Source organism: Methylobacterium sp. EM32 (assembly GCF_040593685.1).
Taxonomy (GTDB): Bacteria; Pseudomonadota; Alphaproteobacteria; order Rhizobiales; family Beijerinckiaceae; genus Methylobacterium.
The window spans coordinates 99,248-117,246 of record NZ_JBEXZS010000145.1; the positions used below are offsets into that span (position 1 = coordinate 99,248).

Here is a 17,999-nt window from a genome sequence, read left to right on the forward strand (position 1 = left end):
GCCCAATGGACACGGTCCCGAGACCTCCGACAAGAAGCCGACAGGGGACACGCCATGACGATCGCCTTCCCGCCCCCGGATCCCGCGATCCTCGCCCGCCGCGACGCGATCGTGGAGGGCCTGCGCGGCCTCGTCGCGCCGGAGGCCCTGGTGACCAGCGAGGATGAGCGCCGCGCCTTCGAGACCGACGGGCTCACCGCCTACCGCAAGATGCCGCTCGCCGTGGTGCTGCCCTCGACCACCCAGGAGGTCTCGGCTGTGCTGCGCTACTGCCACGCGCAGGGCGTCAAGGTGGTGCCGCGCGGCGCCGGCACGTCGCTCGCCGGCGGCGCCATCGCGCAGGAGGATGCGGTGATCCTCGGCGTCGCCAAGATGACTCGGGTGCTCGACGTCGACTTTTCCAACCGCACCGCTCGGGTCCAGGCCGGCATCACCAACCTCGCCATCAGCGCCGCGGTGGCGCACGAGGGCTTCTTCTACGCCCCCGACCCGTCGAGCCAGCTCGCCTGCACCATCGCGGGCAACATCGCGATGAACTCGGGCGGCGCCCACTGCCTCAAATACGGCGTCACCACCAACAACCTGATGGGCGTGACCCTGGTGATGATCGACGGCACGGTCGTCGAGATCGGCGGCGACCACCTCGATGCCGCCGGCTACGATCTTTTGGGCCTCGTCTGCGGCTCGGAAGGCCAACTCGGCATCGTCACCGAGGCGACCGTGCGGATCCTGCGCGCCGCGGAGGGCGCGCGGCCGGCGCTGATGGGCTTCGGCACGGTCGAGGATGCGGGCGCCTGCACGGCGGCGATCATCGGCGCCGGCATCATCCCGGTGGCGATCGAGTACATGGACCGCGAGGCGATCGCGATCTGCGAGGCCTTCGCGCATGCCGGCTATCCTCTGGATGCCGAGGCGATGCTGATCATCGAGGTCGAGGGCTGCCAGGAGGAGTGCGACGCGATGCTCGCCCGCATCGTCGAGATCGCCAAGCCCTTCAACCCGACGAGCCTGAAGGTCTCGCAATCGGAGGCCGAGAGTGCCGCGATCTGGAAGGGTCGCAAGTCGGCCTTCGGCGCGACCGGCCGCATCTCCGACTACATCTGCATGGACGGCACCATCCCGACCGGGCAATTGCCCCGCGTGCTGGAGCGCATCGGCGAGATCACCCAATCCTACGGTCTGCGCTGCGCCAACGTCTTCCACGCCGGCGACGGCAACCTGCACCCGCTGATCCTGTTCGACATCAACACGCCCGGCGAGATGGAGAAGGCCGAGGCCGCCGGCGAGGAGATGCTGAAGCTCTGCGTCGAGGTCGGCGGCTGCCTCACCGGCGAGCACGGCGTCGGCATCGAGAAGCGCGACCTGATGACCTATCAGTACAACCCGGAGGACCTGCACCAGCAGATGCGGGTGCGGGCGGTGTTCGATCCCGCCTGGCTGATGAACCCGGCCAAGGTGTTCCCGCTGGACGGGCGGATCGCGGCGTGAGCCTCAAACGGGTCGGCAAAGGCGCCGCCAAGAGCGTTGCCGAGGGGGAAGCGCCCGCCGCCCTGCCGGGCGAGGCGGCGATCAAGGCGCTCGCCGACCCGAAAATCTTCGAGCGCGGCCGCGAGGCGGCGCGCTCGGGCGCCGTCTCCGACCTCGTGCGCCGCGGCGACGTGCTCACCGCCGCGGTCGCGGGCAGCGAGGACGCGCCCTACCGGGTCACGATCCACCTGAAGGACGGTCGCGCGACCGACCTTCGCTGCACCTGCCCCTACGAGTGGGGCGACGTCTGCAAGCACGTCGTCGCGACCCTCATCGCCGCCGGCAAGCCCGGGGCGGTGGCCGAGCGGCCGACCCTGCGCCAGATCCTCGACGACCTGCCGCGCGAGTCCCTGGCGAACCTGCTCCTGCGCCGGGCCGAGGCCGATCCCGACCTCGCCGGCTGGATCGAGGTCGAGCTCGCCGTCGCCCCGGGCCGGGACGTCGTCGATCCGGCGCCGATCGCCGCTCAAGTCCGCACGTTGCTGGCCCACCGGGCGCGGAGCTACTGGGACGATTACGAATCCGCCGGTCCCTCCGACGAGCTGCAGACCCTCGTCGGGAAGGCGGTGCCGTTCCTGGAGGCCGGGGACGGGCGCAACGCCCTGCGCGTCCTCGTGGCGGTGGCCGAGCCGTTCATCGAGGAGTGGCTCGGCGAGATGGCCGAGACCGACGAGGACATGTACCTCCTGTTCGAGGATCTCGGGCGGATGATGGCCGAGGCGGTCCTGATGGGCGACCTCTCGGAGGACGAGCGCGACGACCTGTTCGAGACGGTCGAGGGCTGGCAGGCCGAGCTCAGCGACTACGCGCCCGACGGCTTCTCCCGCGTCACCGCGGCGCTCGCCGCCGGCTGGGACGCGCCGGCGCTCCAGGCCGTGCTCGCCGGCAAGGCCGAGGCGTCCCTGCCGGAGACCGAACGGGACCTCGTCGCCGTGCGCCTGCGGGCTCTCGCGGCCTCGGGACGCACCGAGGAATACCTGAACCTCGCCCGGGCCGCGGGAGACAGGGTCGCCTATGCCGACATGCTGTTGCGGCTCGATCGGGCCGACGAGGCCGTCGCCTACGCGACCGAGCACGTCGCGGCGCAGGGCCAGATCCTCGCTCTCGCCCGGCGCCTGCGCGAGGCCGGGCATGCCGACCAGGCGCTCTCCCTGGCGCGATCCGGCCTGCGCCCCGCCGACGAGGAGAGCGAAGCCGCCGGCGCCCTGGCGCGCTGGCTGCGCGACGAGGCCGCCGCGCTCAAGCGCCGGGACCTCGCCCTCGAGGGAGCCCGCGCCGCCTTCGCGGCGAGCCGCGCCCTCGACGACTACGTTGCCGCGCGCACGATCGCCGGCAAGGGCTGGGAGCCGGTCCGCGACGAGCTTCTGACGATCCTCGCCAAGTCCGATTTCTCCCACGACCGAATCGCGATCCTGCTCGAGGAGCGGCTGATCGGGGATGCCATGCGGGCGGCCGAGTTCAGCCGCGAAGATTACGTCGACGAGGACGTGCTGCACCGCCTGGCCGAGGCGGCGCTGGAGCGGGATCCCGCCTGGGTCGCGCGCTTCGCGGAGGAGCGGGCCCAACCGTTCCTGAACGGCGGCTCGTCGCGCCTCTACGAGAAGGCTGCCGCCTGGCTCGCCCATGCCCGGACGGCGTACCTTAAGCAGGGCAAGCCGGCGGAGTGGGCCGCTCGGATCGAGGCGCTGATCACCGAGCACAAGCGGCGCCACGCGCTCAGGCCTCGTCTGGAGGCGTTGCGCTGACGCGTCAGGCCGGCGGACCGAGGGAGGCGCAGCGGAAGGCACCGTAGCCGGCCTGCGCCAGGCGCTCGGCCAGAGCCGGCAGGACGATCTCGGCCTCCTCGCGCAGGGTCCAGGGCGGGTTGACCACGATGAGGCCGCTGCCGCTCAGGCGCGTCGGGTCGGGCCGGTGGATCAGCAGGTCGAGGCGCAAGGCGGGCCGGGGCAGGGCGGCGTCGAGGGCGGCGGCGAGGCGGTCGATCGCGGCGGCGTCCTTGATCGGGTACCAGGCGAGGTAGGTGCCGGTCGCCCATTTCGCGACCGCCTTCAGGAGCTCGCGGCCGAGGCGCTCGATCTCGCCCGGCACCTCGTAGGGCGGGTCGATCAGCACGAGGCCGCGGCGCTCCTTCGGGGGGATCAGGGCGGGGAGCGCCGTCCAGCCGTCGAGAGCCAGCACCTTGGTGCGCGCATCCTGGTTGTAGCGGGCATGCAGCACCGCCCCGTCGGCCGGGTGCAGCTCGACGAACACGCCCTGGTCGCCGGGGCGCAGGAACTCGCGGATCAGCGCCGGCGAGCCGGGATAGACCGTCGCGCCGTGGCGCGCCCGCACCGACTCGACCGCGGCGCGGTAGGGAGCGAGCAGCGTCTCGACCGCCTCGGGGAAGGGATCGTCGAGCCGGCCGATGCCGTCGTGCCACTCGCCGGTGCGCCCGGCCTCGTCGGCGGTGAGGTCGTAGAAGCCGAGGCCCGCATGGGTGTCGATCGCCCGGAACGGCGTCGCCTTGCGCTGGAGATGCGCCAGCACCCGGGTCAGCACCCAGTGCTTGAGCACGTCGGCGTGGTTGCCAGCGTGGAAGGCGTGGCGGTAATTCACGGATCAGAGGTCCTCGTCTCGCCGTCCCGTGATCGCAGCGTCCAGCATTCGATCGGTTCGCGACCCGGATATCGTACAGCACGACGTCATCCCGGGGCTCGGCGAAGCCGAGAACCCGGGATCCATGAACGCTGAGATGCCAGAATAGCGCGACCAGCGTCCCGCTTCACCCGGCATCGTCAGCGTTCATGGATCCCGGGTTCCGCTGTCGCGGCCCCGGGATGACGCGGAGAATATTAAAACCGTCGGGTCTGGCGATGTGCCCTACCGCCCCGCCCCCACCGTCACCTCCCCGGCGCGGCAGTTCTGGCGGGCCACCTCCGGGCAGGCGGTGAAGCCGCGCAGGTCCTTGGTGAAGCAGATCCGCACCTCCTCGAGCCGGCCCGCCTTGCAGGTGACCGACATCATGTCCGGGCGCAGGCCCGGATTGGCGGCGACGAACTGGCGGGCGATGTCGATGGGGGCGGCGCTCAAGGACTCCGCCGGCTTCGCCAGGGCGGCCGGGATCGTCACCGCGTCGCGGGCCTTGGCGGTCGCGCGGAAATAGGCCGCCGGGTCGAGGCCCGAGCAGGTGCCGTGCTGGCGCCACTCGTGGCGGGCCAGGCCCTCGCTCGGGAAGACGCCTTCGGCCACGTCCATCGCCGGACGGCTCGGGCTGCGGGAGAAGGCGCCGCACTCGCTCGGGAAGCCGCGGTCGTATTGCGGCCACAGGCCGTGGACCACGAAGCCCGGGTTGCGGCCCGTGTCGCATTGCCGGTCGTTGCGGCGCTCGCCGGTCAGCGCGCAGTAGGTCGGCGACCAGGACAGGGCCAGGACGTAGAAGTCGAACACCCCCGGCTCGCCGCCGCCGCGCCCCTGCGCGGCGGCTGGGCCGGCGGCGACGACGGCCGCGAGGGCGGCACCGACCAGCGCGCGCATCACGGCCGGGCTTCGCGGCAGGACGAGGCCGAGGCGTAGGCGTAGGCGAGGTTGCGGTCGAGGCCGTGGACGCAGAACTCGACGCCGTAGGTCATCCCGATGATGCCGAGGCTCTCGCGCACCGAGTAGTCGACGCGCCGGCGCACCCCGTCCGAGGTGGTGGCGACCGCGGTGCAGAAGCGGCGGGGATAGAAGTCGAGGCCCCAGGGCCGCCAGGCGGTGCGCTCGATGCGGTCGTAGGACGCGATCGTCAGCGTCGAGTTCCAGAACTTCGCCTCCTTCTCGGCGAACTGGTACGTGATCTTCTCCAGCACGCCGGCATCCTGGCAGCCCGGGATCTGGGCGTCGAACGGGAACTCGCGCTCCTCGGCCGGGGCGATCTCCTGGCGGGCCGAGCGGGCCTCTGCGGCGGACAGGCCGGCGGCGGTGGCGAGCCCTGCGAGCAGGGCGGCGAGGAGGGGTGTCTTGCGCATGGGCCGGTCCTTGGGCCCGGGGCAGGCGCAGGCCCGCGGGCGGGCCCGCGAGGCTCAAGCCTTCCGGGGGAATGACGGTTGCTCTCTCAAGCCTGACACCAAGCCTCCGCCCGCGCCAAGTCAAGCTTCCGGACTAGTCCGGCGGCGCTTTCGCAGGCGCCTGGTGTGCTCAGGGCACACCCGGCCGGGGCCGGCGCGCACCCATTCCCCGGGGAGCGCGCCCGCGCCGCGGTTTGCCTCGCCCCGGCGACGCACTAAGACGGGACTCACAAAGCCCGCCGAGAAGATGTCCGCCCGCATGAGCACCGAGACCGCCCCCGAGACGAAGCCCGTCGGCCCCGGCGATCAGGTGCTCCTGGTCGACGGCTCGTCGTTCATCTTCCGGGCCTATTTCCAGTCGATCAACCAGCCCGAGCGCTACAATTTCCGCCCCTCCGACGGGCTGCCGACCGGGGCGGTGCGGCTGTTCTGCGCCAAGCTCGCGCAGTTCGTGCAGGAGGGCGCCGCCGGCATCGTGCCGACTCATCTCGCCATCGTGTTCGACAAGTCCGAGGGCTCGTTCCGGAAGGAGATCTTTCCGGACTACAAGGGGCATAGACCCGACGCCCCCGACGACCTCAAGCGCCAGATGCCCTTGATGCGCGACGCGGTGCGGGCCTTCGGCCTGCATCCGATCGAGCTGCAGCGCTACGAGGCCGACGACCTGATCGCCACCTACGCCCGCCAGGCGGAGGCGCGGGGGGCAGGCGTCATCATCGTGTCCTCCGACAAGGACCTGATGCAGCTCGTCGGCGATCTCGTGCGGTTCTACGACTTCGAGTCGGGCCAGAAGGGCAAGCCGGGCTACCGGCCCGAGCGCAACCTCGACCGCGCCGCCATCCTGGAGCGCTGGGAGGGTTTGGGGCCGGAGCAGATCGGCGACGCGCTGGCGCTGATCGGCGACACCTCCGACAACGTGCCGGGCGTGCCGGGCATCGGGCTCAAGACTGCCGCGGCGCTGATCAAGGAGTTCGGCAGCCTGGAGGCGCTGCTGGAGAAGGCGGCCACGATCAAGCAGCCCAAGCGCCGCGAGACCTTGCTCGCCAATATCGACCAGGCGCGGCTGTCGCGCCGCCTCGTCGCCCTCGACGAGCAGGTGCCGGTGCCGGTGCCCCTCGACGACCTCGGCCTGCCGAAGCCCGATCCGGAGCGCCTGGTCGGCTTCCTCAAGGCGATGGAGTTCAACACCCTGACGCGCCGCATCGCCCAGATGCTGCACGTCGACCCGGAGGCGGTGCGGCCCGATCCGGCGCTTCTGCCGGAGGGCGCCGATACCGGCTTCTCGAACGGGAAGGGCGGCAGCGACGTGACGCCGTTCTTCGGGGACGCGCCGGATGCCGCGCCCGAGTCGAAGGCCGAGGTCGATCCCTTCGCCGATCTCGACCTGCCGGACGCTCCCCCGAAGCCGAAGGCGCCCGCCGAGGCGACGCCGACGACGCTGGTGGCGGCGCGCGCCGCGGAAGCGGTCAAGCCCTTCGACACCGCGTCCTACGAGACCGTCACCACGGTCGAGAGCCTGGAGGCCTGGATCGCCGAGGCGGTCGAGGCAGGGGTGGTGGCGGTCGATACCGAAACCACGGCGCTCGACGCCAACAAAGCCGACCTCGTCGGCGTCTCGCTCGCCACCGCGCCGGGGCGCGCCGCCTATATCCCGCTCAGCCACCGCGGCGGCGAGGACCTGTTCGGCGGCGGCCTGCTGCCGGGGCAATTGTCCTGGGAGGTCGTGCAGGCGCGGCTGAAGCCGCTGCTCGAGAATCCGGCTGTGCTCAAGGTCGGCCAGAACATCAAGTACGATTGGCTGGTGCTCGCCCGCCACGGCATCGAGGTCCGGCCCTTCGACGACACGATGCTGATCTCCTACGTGCTCGATGCCGGCAAGGGCTCGCACGGCATGGACGAACTCGCCCGCCGCCATCTCGGCCACCAGCCGATCACCTTCGCGGACGTCGCCGGGACCGGGCGCCAGAAGGTGACGTTCGACCGCGTCGCCCTCGACAAGGCGACGGCCTACGCGGCCGAGGACGCCGACGTCACCTTGCGGCTGTGGCGGCTGATGAAGCCGCGCCTCGCCGCCGAGCGCCGGGCCACCGTCTACGAGACCCTGGAGCGGCCGCTGGTGCCGGTGCTCGCCCGGATGGAGCGCGAGGGCATCAAGGTCGACCGCCAGATGCTGAGCCGGCTCTCCGGCGACTTCGCCCAGTCGCTGGCGCGGCTCGAGGACGAGATCCAGGAGATGGCGGGGGAAAAGTTCTCCGTCTCGTCGCCGAAGCAGATCGGCGACATCCTGTTCGGCAAAATGGGCCTGCCCGGCGCCAAGAAGACCCCGTCCGGACAGTGGGCGACGCCCGCGACCCTCCTGGAGGAGCTGGCCGGCCAGGGCCACGACCTGCCGCGCCGGATTCTCGAATGGCGCCAGCTCTCGAAGCTGAAATCGACCTATACCGACAGCCTGCAGGAGCATGCCGACCGCGGCACCGACCGGGTCCACACCTCCTTCGCGCTCGCTGCCACCACAACCGGGCGGCTGTCCTCGTCGGACCCGAACCTGCAGAACATCCCGGTCCGCACGGAGGAGGGGCGGCGCATCCGCCAGGCCTTCGTGGCGGATGCCGGGCACAAGCTGATCTCGGCCGATTACAGCCAGATCGAGCTGCGGCTCCTCGCCCACATCGCCGACATCCCTCAGCTGCGCCAGGCCTTCGAGGACGGCATCGACATCCACGCCGCCACCGCCTCGGCGATGTTCGGCGTGCCCCTCGACCAGATGAACTCCGATCTGCGCCGCCGCGCCAAGACCATCAATTTCGGCATCATCTACGGCATCTCGGCCTTCGGCCTCGCCGACCGGCTCGGCATCCCGCAGGGCGAGGCCTCGGCCTTCATCAAGCAGTATTTCGAGCGCTTCCCCGGCATCCGCGCCTATATCGACGACACCAAGAAGATCTGCCGCGACAAGGGCTACGTCACGACCCTGTTTGGCCGGGTCTGCCACTACCCGCAGATCCGCTCCAACAACCCGCAGGAGCGCGCCTCGGTCGAGCGCCAGGCGATCAACGCGCCGATCCAGGGCACGGCCGCCGACATCATCCGCCGGGCGATGGCCCGGATGGAGGGCGCCTTGTCGGAGGCGGGCCTCTCGACCCGGATGCTGCTCCAGGTCCACGACGAGCTGGTGTTCGAGGCGCCCGACGACGAGGTCGAGCGGGCGCTGCCGATCATCGCCCGGGTGATGGAGGAGGCGCCCCACCCGGCGGTTCAGCTCCGGGTGCCGCTCGCCGTCGAGGCCAAGGCGGCGGCGAACTGGCAGGAGGCGCATTGACGCGCCGCCGCCGCCGCCGCGCGCGCCAGCAGGCCAAGCCCGGGCTTGCAGGCAGACGTTTATCGTGAGGCTCTCCCTTTCCCGGATCTCCTTCGGCTGACGCTGCAGTCGTCCGGGAAAGGGGGTGGTTCAAGAGAGCCTGTTTGATTGGCCACCACAGAATCAACATCCTCCGCGTCATTCCGGGGCCGCGAAAGCGGAGCCCGGAATCCAGAGCCGCGGATGGTTCAGGATAGAGCGGAGGCCATTTCGCCTTCTTCTGAATCACCTGGGCGTCTGGGCGTGCCTGCGGCACTCCGGGCTCCGCTGCGCGGCCCCGGAATGACATGCAGGATGTCAGCTCCGTGGGCTCTAATCAAACAGGCTCATGACAGACCGCTTGGCCGTATCCGCGCCCGCCACCGTCGTGTCCCGGCGCCGCGGCGTCGGTTCCTCAGGCCGCCCGCACGGTGTCGAGGAAGCGGTGCACCTCGGCGCCGAGATGCGCCGCTTCCTGCTGCAGCTCCGAGGCCGAGGCGAGGACGCGGTCCGCGGCCGCCCCGGTCTGCTCCGCGGCCCCGGCCACGCCGGCGATGTTCGTCGTCACCTCGCCGGTGCCGCTGGCGGCCTGGTTCACGTTACGGACGATTTCCTGGGTCGCCGCACCCTGCTGCTCCACGGCGCCGGCCAGGGCGACCGTCACCGCGTCGATCTCCTCGATCCGCCCGGTGATCGCCGCGATGGCCGATACCGCCTGGTCGGTGGATCCCCGGATCCGGCCGATCTGCTGGGTGATCTCCTCGGTGGCCCGCGCCGTCTGGTTGGCCAGCTCCTTAACCTCGGCGGCGACCACCGAGAAGCCGCGGCCGGCCTCGCCGGCCCGGGCCGCCTCGATCGTGGCGTTCAGCGCCAGCAGGTTGGTCTGGCCGGCGATGCCGGCGATCATCGCCACCACGTCGCCGATGCGCGCGGTGGTGGCGCTCAGGTCGTTGACCAGCGCGGTGGTCCGCTCCGCCTCGCCCACCGCGACCCGCGCCAGGCCGGCCGCGCCCTGGACCTGCCGGCCGATCTCGATCACCGAGGCGCCGAGCTCCTCGGCCGCCGCCGCCACGGTGCCGACATTGGCCGCCGCCTGATCGGCCGCCGTCGCGACGGTGAAGGACTGGCTCGCCGTCGCGCTGGCGGCGCCGGACATGGTCTGGGCCGTCGCGCGCAGCTCCGTCGCCGCATGCGCGACCAGACCGACGATGCCGCCGATTGCGGTCTCGAAATCATCGGCCACCCGGTGCATCGTGGCGCGCCGCTGCGTCTCCGCATCGGCGCGGGCCTCGGCGGTCTCCGCCTCGAGGGCCCGGCTGCGGATGAGGTTCTGGCGAAACACCTCGACGCCCCGGGCGACGGCGCCGATCTCGTCGCGGCGGCCGAGATCCGGAACCGTCACCGCGGCGTCGCCGCCGGCCAGGCGGTTGATCACCGCGGTCATCCGGTCCAGGGGCCGGGTGATGCCCCGCACGATCACGCCCGCGCCGAGCCCGGTCAGCAGGACGATCCCCGCCATCAGGGCGGCATCGACGGCCAGAGCCCGCTTCGCCGCCGCCTCCGCCGCCTCGGCCTCCCTGGCGAGCTGCGTCACCGCCCGCGCCGGGATCGCCAGCAGCGTGTCGAGGGCCGGCACGACCGCCAGGGTGAAGTCCTCGTTGGTGAGCTTCGTCTCGTACCGGCCGGTCACCGCTGCCATCAGAGGACCGACCATCTCGCCGTAGCGGCCGCCGAAATACGTCGCCTTGGCCGCCGCCACGGCGGCAGCGAGGTCCGCGCCGTCCGGCAGCTGACCCACCGCCTGCTCCACCTGCTGGAACACCGCCTCCACCTGGCCGCGCCGGACGAGGATGGTGGTCGCTTCCTGCTCCGTCAGGGGGCGCTGGTAGGCCAGGGCCCGGGTGAGCGCGCTGGCGGCGTCGCCGGCCATCCCGCGGGCGATCCAGCCCTTGCGCCGGATCTCGATCAGGTCGGCCAGCCGATGATCGCCGGTGCGGATCGGCCGCTCGATGGCATCCGCGAGGGTGTCCATCGTCGCCAGCATCGCCGGGACATGGGCGGAGAGGTCCGTGAGCAGCTTGGGATCGCGCTCGCCCTTGGGCCGCGTCACCTGGCGATCCACCTCGCCGCGCAGCGCGCGGAGCCCCGTATAGGCCGACGCCGTCGCCTCGCCGAGGCCGGCCTTCTCGGGGCCGAGCTGGCCGAGGCGATCGAGCGCCTGGGCGATCCCGCCATCGACCTCGCCGCGTCGCGTCGCGAGCCGGGCCGCCGCCGCGGCCGCGGCCTCGCCGTCGAGCTTCAGCACCCCGACCTCGTAGCTCAGCTCGTAGCGCAGCGAACCCATGGCGGTGAGGAGCAGCTCGTCGATCTTCGCCAGGCGGGCGACCTGCTCCGACGTCGTCCAGGCCTGACGCGAGCGCAGCAGGTCGCGCCCGAATAGGCCGAGCGTGAGACACGAGAACACCACGATGATGGTGATCAACTTGGATTTGAGCGACACGATTCGTGCTTCCGGCGGGTTGGGGCGGCAGGGAATTCGGAAGAGAAGACCGGCGATCCCGTGGCGATGGGAAAGTTATCTCGGTCTATTGACGATAGGTAATAATAGTAAAATATCATCGATGGACATTAATAAAATCGGCCCGGGTCGGCTGCGGACGCGCGGCTCGTAGCGGTTAAGTGCCTCTTGCCGAATTCCTGCGGCGCCTAGGCAAGCTCGGCGAGCGAGGCCGGCGATCGGGATTTGCGTGAGGTGCGTCGATGATCGCAGGGGCGAGCGGCCCCCAGGCGACGGTGCGGGGGGCACGCCGTCAGGGCCGGAGGCGTTGTTCGACGAAGTGGACAGCCGGTCCCTCGAAGGGATGCGGATGAATCGAGGCAATGGCGCGTCGTCCGAGCCTGCTTGATCGAGAGAACCTCACTCACGCACTCGAGCGTCATCCCGGGGCCGCGGAGCGGAACCCGGGATCCATCACCGCTGACGGTTCAGGACGAAGCGGAACGCTGCCCGCCTCTTCAGGACATGTCGGCGGTTATGGATCCCGGGTTCCCGGCAAGCCTCGCCCCGGGATGGCGAGGAGAGCGGTCGATGTTTGTGCAAGATCGACGAGGGGCGCCAATCAAGCAGGCTCTCGTGCATCAGCGTGGTTCAAGCTGTCGGGCAAGTCGAGCAGACACGCAAGAGGAGCCCGTGAGTGAGGGGGAGGACGCATCAAGCCGTCGCGCAGGCCTCGACCGCTGCACCGTCGGCCCGGCGCCGCGGGCCGGACCGGCCCCGGGCGTCCCGGGTCACGCAACCGCCGTTACGCCACATCGAGCCCCAGATCGACGATCGGCGCGCTGTGGGTGATCCAGCCGGCCGAGATCAGGTCCACCCCCGTCGCCGCGACCGCGCCGACGGTCTCGCGGGTGATGCGGCCCGAGGCCTCGCTCACCGCCCGGCCGTCGATCATCGCCACCGCCTGCCGCAGGGACTCAGGGCTCATGTTGTCGAGGAGCACCGCGTCGGCGCCGACCGCCAGGGCCTCCTCCAGCTGGGCCAGGGTGTCGACCTCGACCTCGATCTTCACCAGGTGCCCGACGCCCGCGCGGGCGCGCCGCACCGCCGGGCCGACGCCCCCGGCCACCGCCACGTGGTTGTCCTTGATCAGCACCGCGTCGTCGAGGCCGAAGCGGTGGTTGGCCCCGCCCCCGGCCCGCACCGCGTGCTTCTCCAGCGCCCGCAGGCCCGGCGTGGTCTTGCGGGTGCAGACGATGCGGGCCTTGCCGTGCGGCCGGGCGGCCTCGACCAGCGCGGCGGTCGCGGTGGCGACGCCCGACAGGCGGCAGAGCAGGTTGAGGGCGACGCGCTCGGCCGAGAGGATCGCCCGGGCCGGGCCGTCGAGGGCGATCACCGTGTCGCCCGGGGCGATCGGGCTGCCGTCCGGCCGCAGGACCCGGACGCTCACCGCCGGATCAAGGAGCCCGAAGGCGAGAGCGGCGGCGTCCGTGCCCGCCACCGTGCCGGCCTGGCGCGAGACGATGGCGCCGGAGAAGCGCGCCTCGGCCGGGACGATGCTGTCGGTGGTGAGGTCGCCGGCCCGGCCGAGATCTTCCAGGAGGGCGGCCCGCACGACCGGTTCGACCAGCAGGTGCGGCAGGGAGGAGAGGGTGGTGTCGGTCATCGGATGGCCTCGAAGGGGGACGGCAGGGCATCGCCGAGGGTTTTCGCGATGGCGAAGGCTTGGCTCAGGGTGATCTCGGTCGAGCGGGGGGCGCGCTGCCCCGGATGGTCGGTCCGCCAATGGGCGCCGCGGCTCTCCTCCCGGCCGAGAGCCGCGGCGGCGACGAGCAGCCCCGCGGTCGCCGCCGCCGAGCCGGCCCGCGCCAGGGCGGCGAGGCGCACGACCGCGGATCCGAGGCCGGCGGCCTCGCGCACCAGCCCGACCTGCGCCTCCATCACGGCGCGGACCTCCGGCAGCGCCTCCGGGCCGGAGGCTTCCTCCGGGGCGCGGCCCAGGCCGGCGGGGAGCGCCTCCATGCCCTGGATGTCCGCCGCGATCGGCACCGCGAAGGACATCGCCTCGAGGAGCGAGTTGCTGGCGAGGCGGTTGGCCCCGTGCAGGCCCGTCGCCGCGACCTCGCCGCAGGCCCACAGGCCGGGCAGCGAGCTGCGCCCGCACCCGTCCACCCGGATCCCGCCCATGTGGTAGTGGGCGGCCGGCCGCACCGGGATCGGCGTGACCGCCGGATCGAGCCCCGCGGCGCGGCAGAACGCGGCGACGGTCGGGAAGCGGCGCGCGATGTCGAGGCGGCGCGCGTCGAGGAAGACCGCCTCGCCCCGGCCCGTGCGCAGCGCGATGGCCCGGGCGACCACGTCGCGGGGCGCGAGTTCCGCCCCGCTGATGCCGGCCATCACCCGGTTCCCGCCCGCATCGATCAGCACCGCACCCTCTCCGCGCAGGGCCTCGGTGGCGAGCGGCAGGGGGCCGTCGGTCGCGAGCGCGATCGCCGTCGGGTGGAACTGCACGAACTCGACGTCGCGGAGCACCGCGCCCGCCCGCGCCGCCAGGGCGAGGCCGGAGCCGGTCGCGCCCGCCGGGTTGGTGGTCGAGCGGTAGAGCCCGCCGAGGCCGCCGGTCGCCAGCACCACAGCCCGCGCCGGCAGGGCGACGGGTCCCCGCCCGGTCCGGGCGACGAGGCCGGTCACCCGGCCGGCGCCGTCCTGCATGAGCGCGCCCGCCCGCCCGACCACCACCGTCACCGACGGGCAGGCCGAGACCGCCCGGGCGAGGGCTCGCAAGACGGCTGCGCCGGTGGCGTCGCCCCCGGCCTTCACGATCCGGCGCCGGCCGTGGGCCGCCTCCAGCCCGAGGGCGAGCGTGCCGTCGGGCCCGCGGTCGAAGGCGAGGCCGAGCCCGCAGAGCCACGCCACCAGGCCGGGGCCGGCCTCGGCGACGCGCCGCGCCACCTCCGGATCGCTCAAGCCGGCGCCGGCACTGAGGGTGTCGGCGGCGTGGAGCACCGGATCGTCGTCCGCCCCGATCGCCGCCGCGATGCCGCCCTGGGCCCAAGCCGTTGCAGTGTCGGTCGCGGTCTCCGCGCCGAGCGGCGCGGCGCTGAGCAGTGTGACGGGGAGCGGCGCGAGCCGCAGGGCCGTGGCGAGGCCGGCGATTCCGGCCCCGACCACGACGACGCGATCGGCCGTCATGCCCGCACCGCCAGCATGCGCTCGACGGCGCGGCGGGCCGGGACGATCAGGTCGTCCGGCACCGTGACCTCGTGGGTCAGGGTCTCCAGGCTGCGCCGGATCTTCTCCAGGCTGATCCGCTTCATATGCGGGCACAGGTTGCACGGCTTGACGAACGCGACGTCCGGATTGCGCAGGGCCAGGTTGTCGGCCATCGCGCATTCGGTGATCATCACCACCTGCGCCGGCCGGCGCGTCTCGACGTAATCCTGCATCGCCGCCGTCGAGCCGGAGAAATCGGCTTCCGCCACCACGGCGGGCGGGCATTCGGGGTGGGCCAGCACCGTCACGCCCGGATAGGCCTCGCGCGCCTCGCGGATATCCGCTGCCGTGAAGCGCTCGTGCACTTCGCAATGGCCGGCCCAGGTCAGGATCTCGATGTCCGGCAGCTCGGCCTGGACGTTCTGTGCCAGATACTCGTCGGGGATCATCAGCACCCGCGGGACGCCGAGGGATTCGACCACGGCCTTCGCGTTGCCCGAGGTGCAGCAGAGGTCCGATTCCGCCTTCACGGCGGCGGAGGTGTTGACGTAGGTGACGACCGGCACGCCGGGGTAAAGCTGGCGCAGGCGCCGCAGGTCGGCGGCGGTGATCGAATCGGCGAGCGAGCAGCCGGCCGCCGGATCGGGGATCAGGACGGTCTTGCCCGGATTCAGGATCTTGGCGGTCTCGGCCATGAAGTGCACGCCGGCGAGCACGATCACGTCGGCATCGGTGCGGGCCGCCTCGCGGGCGAGCGCCAGGCTGTCGCCGACGATGTCCGCTACGGTGTGGAAGATCTCCGGCGCCTGGTAATTGTGCGCCAGCACCACGGCGTTGCGCTCCCGCTTGAGCGCCTGGATCGCCGCCACGTCCGCGGCGAGGGCGGGCCACTCGATCGCCGGCACGTGGTGGCGCACCCGCGCGTAGAGTTCCGCCTGGGACGGGATCCCGGCCCGGTCGAGGGGTGCCGCATCCATTCTCGCCTCCCGATTTATGCTCAAAATGAGCATTTGCCCGGCTAGGCTAATTCCCGGATCCCGGCCTGTCCAGATATGTTGGATCTGAGCATAAGTGCGGCAGGGCGACGCGGTCCGGCCGTGCCGTGGCAGTCAGCCCGTCCGGCTCGACGGCAGCCGCAGGCCCGGGGCGGGGCGTTCCAGCAGCACCTCGCGCCGGAAGCGCATCAGCCGGGCGGGCCGTCCGCCGGTCTCGGCGGTGACGGATTCCGTCTCCTCGACGAGGCCTTGCTGAGCGACGAGCCGGCGGAAATTCTGCTTGTGCAGGAGGGCGCCCGACAGGGCCTCGACCACGCGCTGGAGCTGTCCCAGGGTGAAGGCCGGCGGCATCAGCTCGAACACGACGGGCCGGTACTTGATCTTGCCGCGCAGGCGCGAGAGGGCGGTGGCGAGCATGCGGCGGTGGTCGAAGGCCATGGGCTGGCCGGCGAGCCCGCGGATGTCCTCCCCCTCGGCGCCCGCCTCCGGCACCAGGCCGGCCTCGAACAGGAGCTCGTAGCGCTCCAGCACCCGCTCCTCGTTCCAGCCGCTCCCCGCCGCCCCGAAGGTCAGGCCGATCCGGTCGCCGCGGCGGCGGCGCTCCTCGGGATCGCGGACGGCCTCGGCCCAGGCGTCGAGCCGGTCACCGATCGCGTCGAGGGCGGCCGGCCGGCCGGCCCGCCAATCCTCGTAGGGGAAGTAGCGGTACCAGCTCTGCCAGACAGAATCCGCGGCGGGCCGCGCCTCCCGCACCAGGGCGAGGTAGGCGACCGAGAGGGCGTGCTGCCCACCCTCTCCCTCGGCCCCGGGCCCCTCGTCCGATCGCCGGCGGTTGCGGTCGCCGAAGGTGTAGAGCTGCTCGACATAGCCGAGGCTCTGGCCGGTCTGGCGCTCGACCCAGGCCCGCAGGCCCCGCTCCAGGGTGGGATGCGCCGGCTCCAGGGGACCTGCCGGCAGGCCCTCGCCCCGGCCCTCGGGCTGGCCCGCCACCGGCACGGTGAGGACGCGCGGGTCGTCGAGGGTCGCCGCCAGGATGACGGCGGCGAGGCCGACCTGAGGCGCCGATGCCGTCCGTTCCGCCTCGCTCATCGTCCCGCTCTCCCGATCCGGCGGGGGCTTACCATGGCCGGCGAGGGCAGGCAGGGTTTTGTCAGATCGTTGCGATGCGGCGCGCCTCGATCCGCGAGGCGGCGGCCTGCACGGTGACCGCGTAGTGATCGCCCTGCGTGACGTCGAGAATGCTGCGGGTCCGGTAGGCGACGACGTTCACGCCGCCGGCGTGCCGCAGGCTGTCATACAGCAGGCCGTGCCCGCCCGCCGCCCGCACGGCCTCGCCGAACCCCTGCGACGCCGCGTAGTCCTGAGGGTCGAGAATCCCTGGCGGATCGGACGGGACCGCTCCGCGCAGGTCGCGGTAGCGGCCATCCAGCCGCGCGGTATAGGCCCGGTAGGTCCGCGTCAGCTCGGGCAGACTCGTCGCCACCGCCTCGCGGCGCAGATGATGCCCGACCTCCGCCACCGCCGTGCGCAAGGTCGCGGCGGCGTACCAGGCGCCGAGATCGCCGCCGTTGAAGCGTAGGCCGCCGGGCGCCACGTGCAGGAACGACGCCATCACGATGCTGGCATTGGGCCGGCCGTAGACCCACTCCGCTTGGGGCAGCCGGGCCAGCCGCTCCGCCACCAGGCGGTCGTTGGTCCAGCCCGCCAGCTCCATCACCGCCGCGAGGTCGGTGGCGGTCGCGACGGTGTCGAACAGGCCGATCGGCGGGAAGCGCGACGGGATCAGCCGATAGGTCGGGTGCGGCGCCGGCACGTCGGTCGCGACGGGATCGGTCACGCAAGCACGATGTCGGCGTCGGTGGAGGGAGCGGTGTCGCGGTCGACAGCGTTCGGCGCCAGGAAGAGCCCGCCGCGGGCGGCGTCGAGGAACCGGCGCACGGCCATCAGCCCGTCCTGCGTGCCGCCCGTCACCAGGGCGAGCGGCGCCTGGCCGCCGAACAGCGGCGCCCGGTGCGGCCGCCGCAGCCAGGCGATCCCGTCCCGCTCGTCGGCGTGCAGGATGCCGAGGGCCTGATGGATGCCGAGGAGCGCCGAGATCCGCGTCAGCACGTCGACGCCGAGGGTGACGTCCTGGTGCTCCCGCGCGGCCTTGAGCCAGCCGTAATAGGTCGAGCGCGACGGCAGGCCGAGGATCAGCAGGCGCTCGCCCTCGCCCAGGGTCCAGAGGTCCGCGATGGCCGTGAAGGTCCGCAGGGCCGGTCCGCTCAGGCGGCGCCGGTTCGCGGTCGAGAAGCGGTCCGCGTCGAGACGGGCCGGGCCCGCATCGATCGTCGGAATCGGCCGGGCAGAGGGCCGGGCAAGCGCGGGGGCCATGGCGGGACTCCAGTCTGGATCAAGATATAGTC

13 protein-coding genes are annotated in these 17,999 nt (G+C 72.2%); 3 read left to right on the forward strand and 10 right to left on the reverse strand.

Annotation, left to right across the window (positions count from 1 at the left end):
- Positions 1-54: 54 nt before the first annotated feature.
- Together ABZT49_RS19535 and ABZT49_RS19540 are read left to right on the forward strand one after the other, a co-directional pair.
- Positions 55-1,488: an FAD-linked oxidase C-terminal domain-containing protein gene (locus ABZT49_RS19535; RefSeq protein ID WP_355288165.1), complete on the forward strand. Its 1,434-nt coding sequence runs from the start codon at positions 55-57 to the stop codon at positions 1,486-1,488.
- A complete protein-coding gene (locus tag ABZT49_RS19540) occupies positions 1,485-3,272 on the forward strand; it encodes an SWIM zinc finger family protein (protein ID WP_355288167.1) in 1,788 nt (595 codons plus the stop codon). The genes ABZT49_RS19535 and ABZT49_RS19540 overlap by 4 nt, the downstream gene beginning before the upstream one ends.
- A gap of 4 nt (positions 3,273-3,276) precedes the next feature.
- On the opposite strand, the gene ABZT49_RS19545 is transcribed toward ABZT49_RS19540, so the two are convergent.
- The 3 genes from ABZT49_RS19545 to ABZT49_RS19555 all read right to left on the reverse strand — a co-directional run bounded on the left by ABZT49_RS19545 (position 3,277) and on the right by ABZT49_RS19555 (position 5,513).
- Positions 3,277-4,122, reverse strand: a complete 846-nt coding sequence (locus tag ABZT49_RS19545) for a 23S rRNA (adenine(2030)-N(6))-methyltransferase RlmJ (protein ID WP_355288169.1) — start codon at positions 4,120-4,122, stop codon at positions 3,277-3,279.
- Positions 4,123-4,386: 264 nt separating this feature from the next.
- Positions 4,387-5,040, reverse strand: coding sequence for a ribonuclease T2 (locus tag ABZT49_RS19550; protein ID WP_355288171.1), 654 nt, complete (start codon positions 5,038-5,040; stop codon positions 4,387-4,389).
- Entirely contained in the window at positions 5,040-5,513 is a 474-nt protein-coding gene (locus tag ABZT49_RS19555) for a hypothetical protein (protein ID WP_355288173.1), read from the reverse strand. The genes ABZT49_RS19550 and ABZT49_RS19555 overlap by 1 nt, the downstream gene beginning before the upstream one ends.
- A gap of 298 nt (positions 5,514-5,811) precedes the next feature.
- Between ABZT49_RS19555 and polA the strand changes: the two genes are divergently transcribed.
- Positions 5,812-8,871: a DNA polymerase I gene (polA, locus tag ABZT49_RS19560; protein ID WP_355288175.1), complete on the forward strand. Its 3,060-nt coding sequence runs from the start codon at positions 5,812-5,814 to the stop codon at positions 8,869-8,871.
- 433 nt (positions 8,872-9,304) lie between these two features.
- Here polA and ABZT49_RS19565 read toward each other — a convergent pair whose 3' ends face one another.
- The 7 genes from ABZT49_RS19565 to ABZT49_RS19595 all read right to left on the reverse strand — a co-directional run bounded on the left by ABZT49_RS19565 (position 9,305) and on the right by ABZT49_RS19595 (position 17,967).
- Positions 9,305-11,389, reverse strand: coding sequence for a HAMP domain-containing methyl-accepting chemotaxis protein (locus ABZT49_RS19565; protein WP_355288177.1), 2,085 nt, complete (start codon positions 11,387-11,389; stop codon positions 9,305-9,307).
- A gap of 802 nt (positions 11,390-12,191) precedes the next feature.
- Positions 12,192-13,052: a carboxylating nicotinate-nucleotide diphosphorylase gene (gene nadC, locus ABZT49_RS19570; protein ID WP_355288179.1), complete on the reverse strand. Its 861-nt coding sequence runs from the start codon at positions 13,050-13,052 to the stop codon at positions 12,192-12,194.
- Positions 13,049-14,578, reverse strand: a complete 1,530-nt coding sequence (locus ABZT49_RS19575; RefSeq protein WP_355288181.1) for an L-aspartate oxidase — start codon at positions 14,576-14,578, stop codon at positions 13,049-13,051. The genes nadC and ABZT49_RS19575 overlap by 4 nt, the downstream gene beginning before the upstream one ends.
- Complete coding sequence (gene nadA, locus ABZT49_RS19580) at positions 14,575-15,576, reverse strand: quinolinate synthase NadA (protein ID WP_355288183.1); 1,002 nt, start codon at positions 15,574-15,576, stop codon at positions 14,575-14,577. Before nadA ends, ABZT49_RS19575 begins: the two co-directional genes overlap by 4 nt.
- Before the next feature lie 132 nt (positions 15,577-15,708).
- Entirely contained in the window at positions 15,709-16,683 is a 975-nt protein-coding gene (locus ABZT49_RS19585; protein WP_355288185.1) for an NrtR DNA-binding winged helix domain-containing protein, read from the reverse strand.
- Positions 16,684-16,744: 61 nt separating this feature from the next.
- Positions 16,745-17,431, reverse strand: a complete 687-nt coding sequence (locus ABZT49_RS19590) for an RES family NAD+ phosphorylase (protein WP_355288186.1) — start codon at positions 17,429-17,431, stop codon at positions 16,745-16,747.
- On the reverse strand, positions 17,428-17,967 hold the full coding sequence (locus tag ABZT49_RS19595) for an MbcA/ParS/Xre antitoxin family protein (protein WP_355288188.1): 540 nt from the start codon (positions 17,965-17,967) through the stop codon (positions 17,428-17,430). Before ABZT49_RS19595 ends, ABZT49_RS19590 begins: the two co-directional genes overlap by 4 nt.
- Between the last annotated feature and the right edge of the window lie 32 nt (positions 17,968-17,999).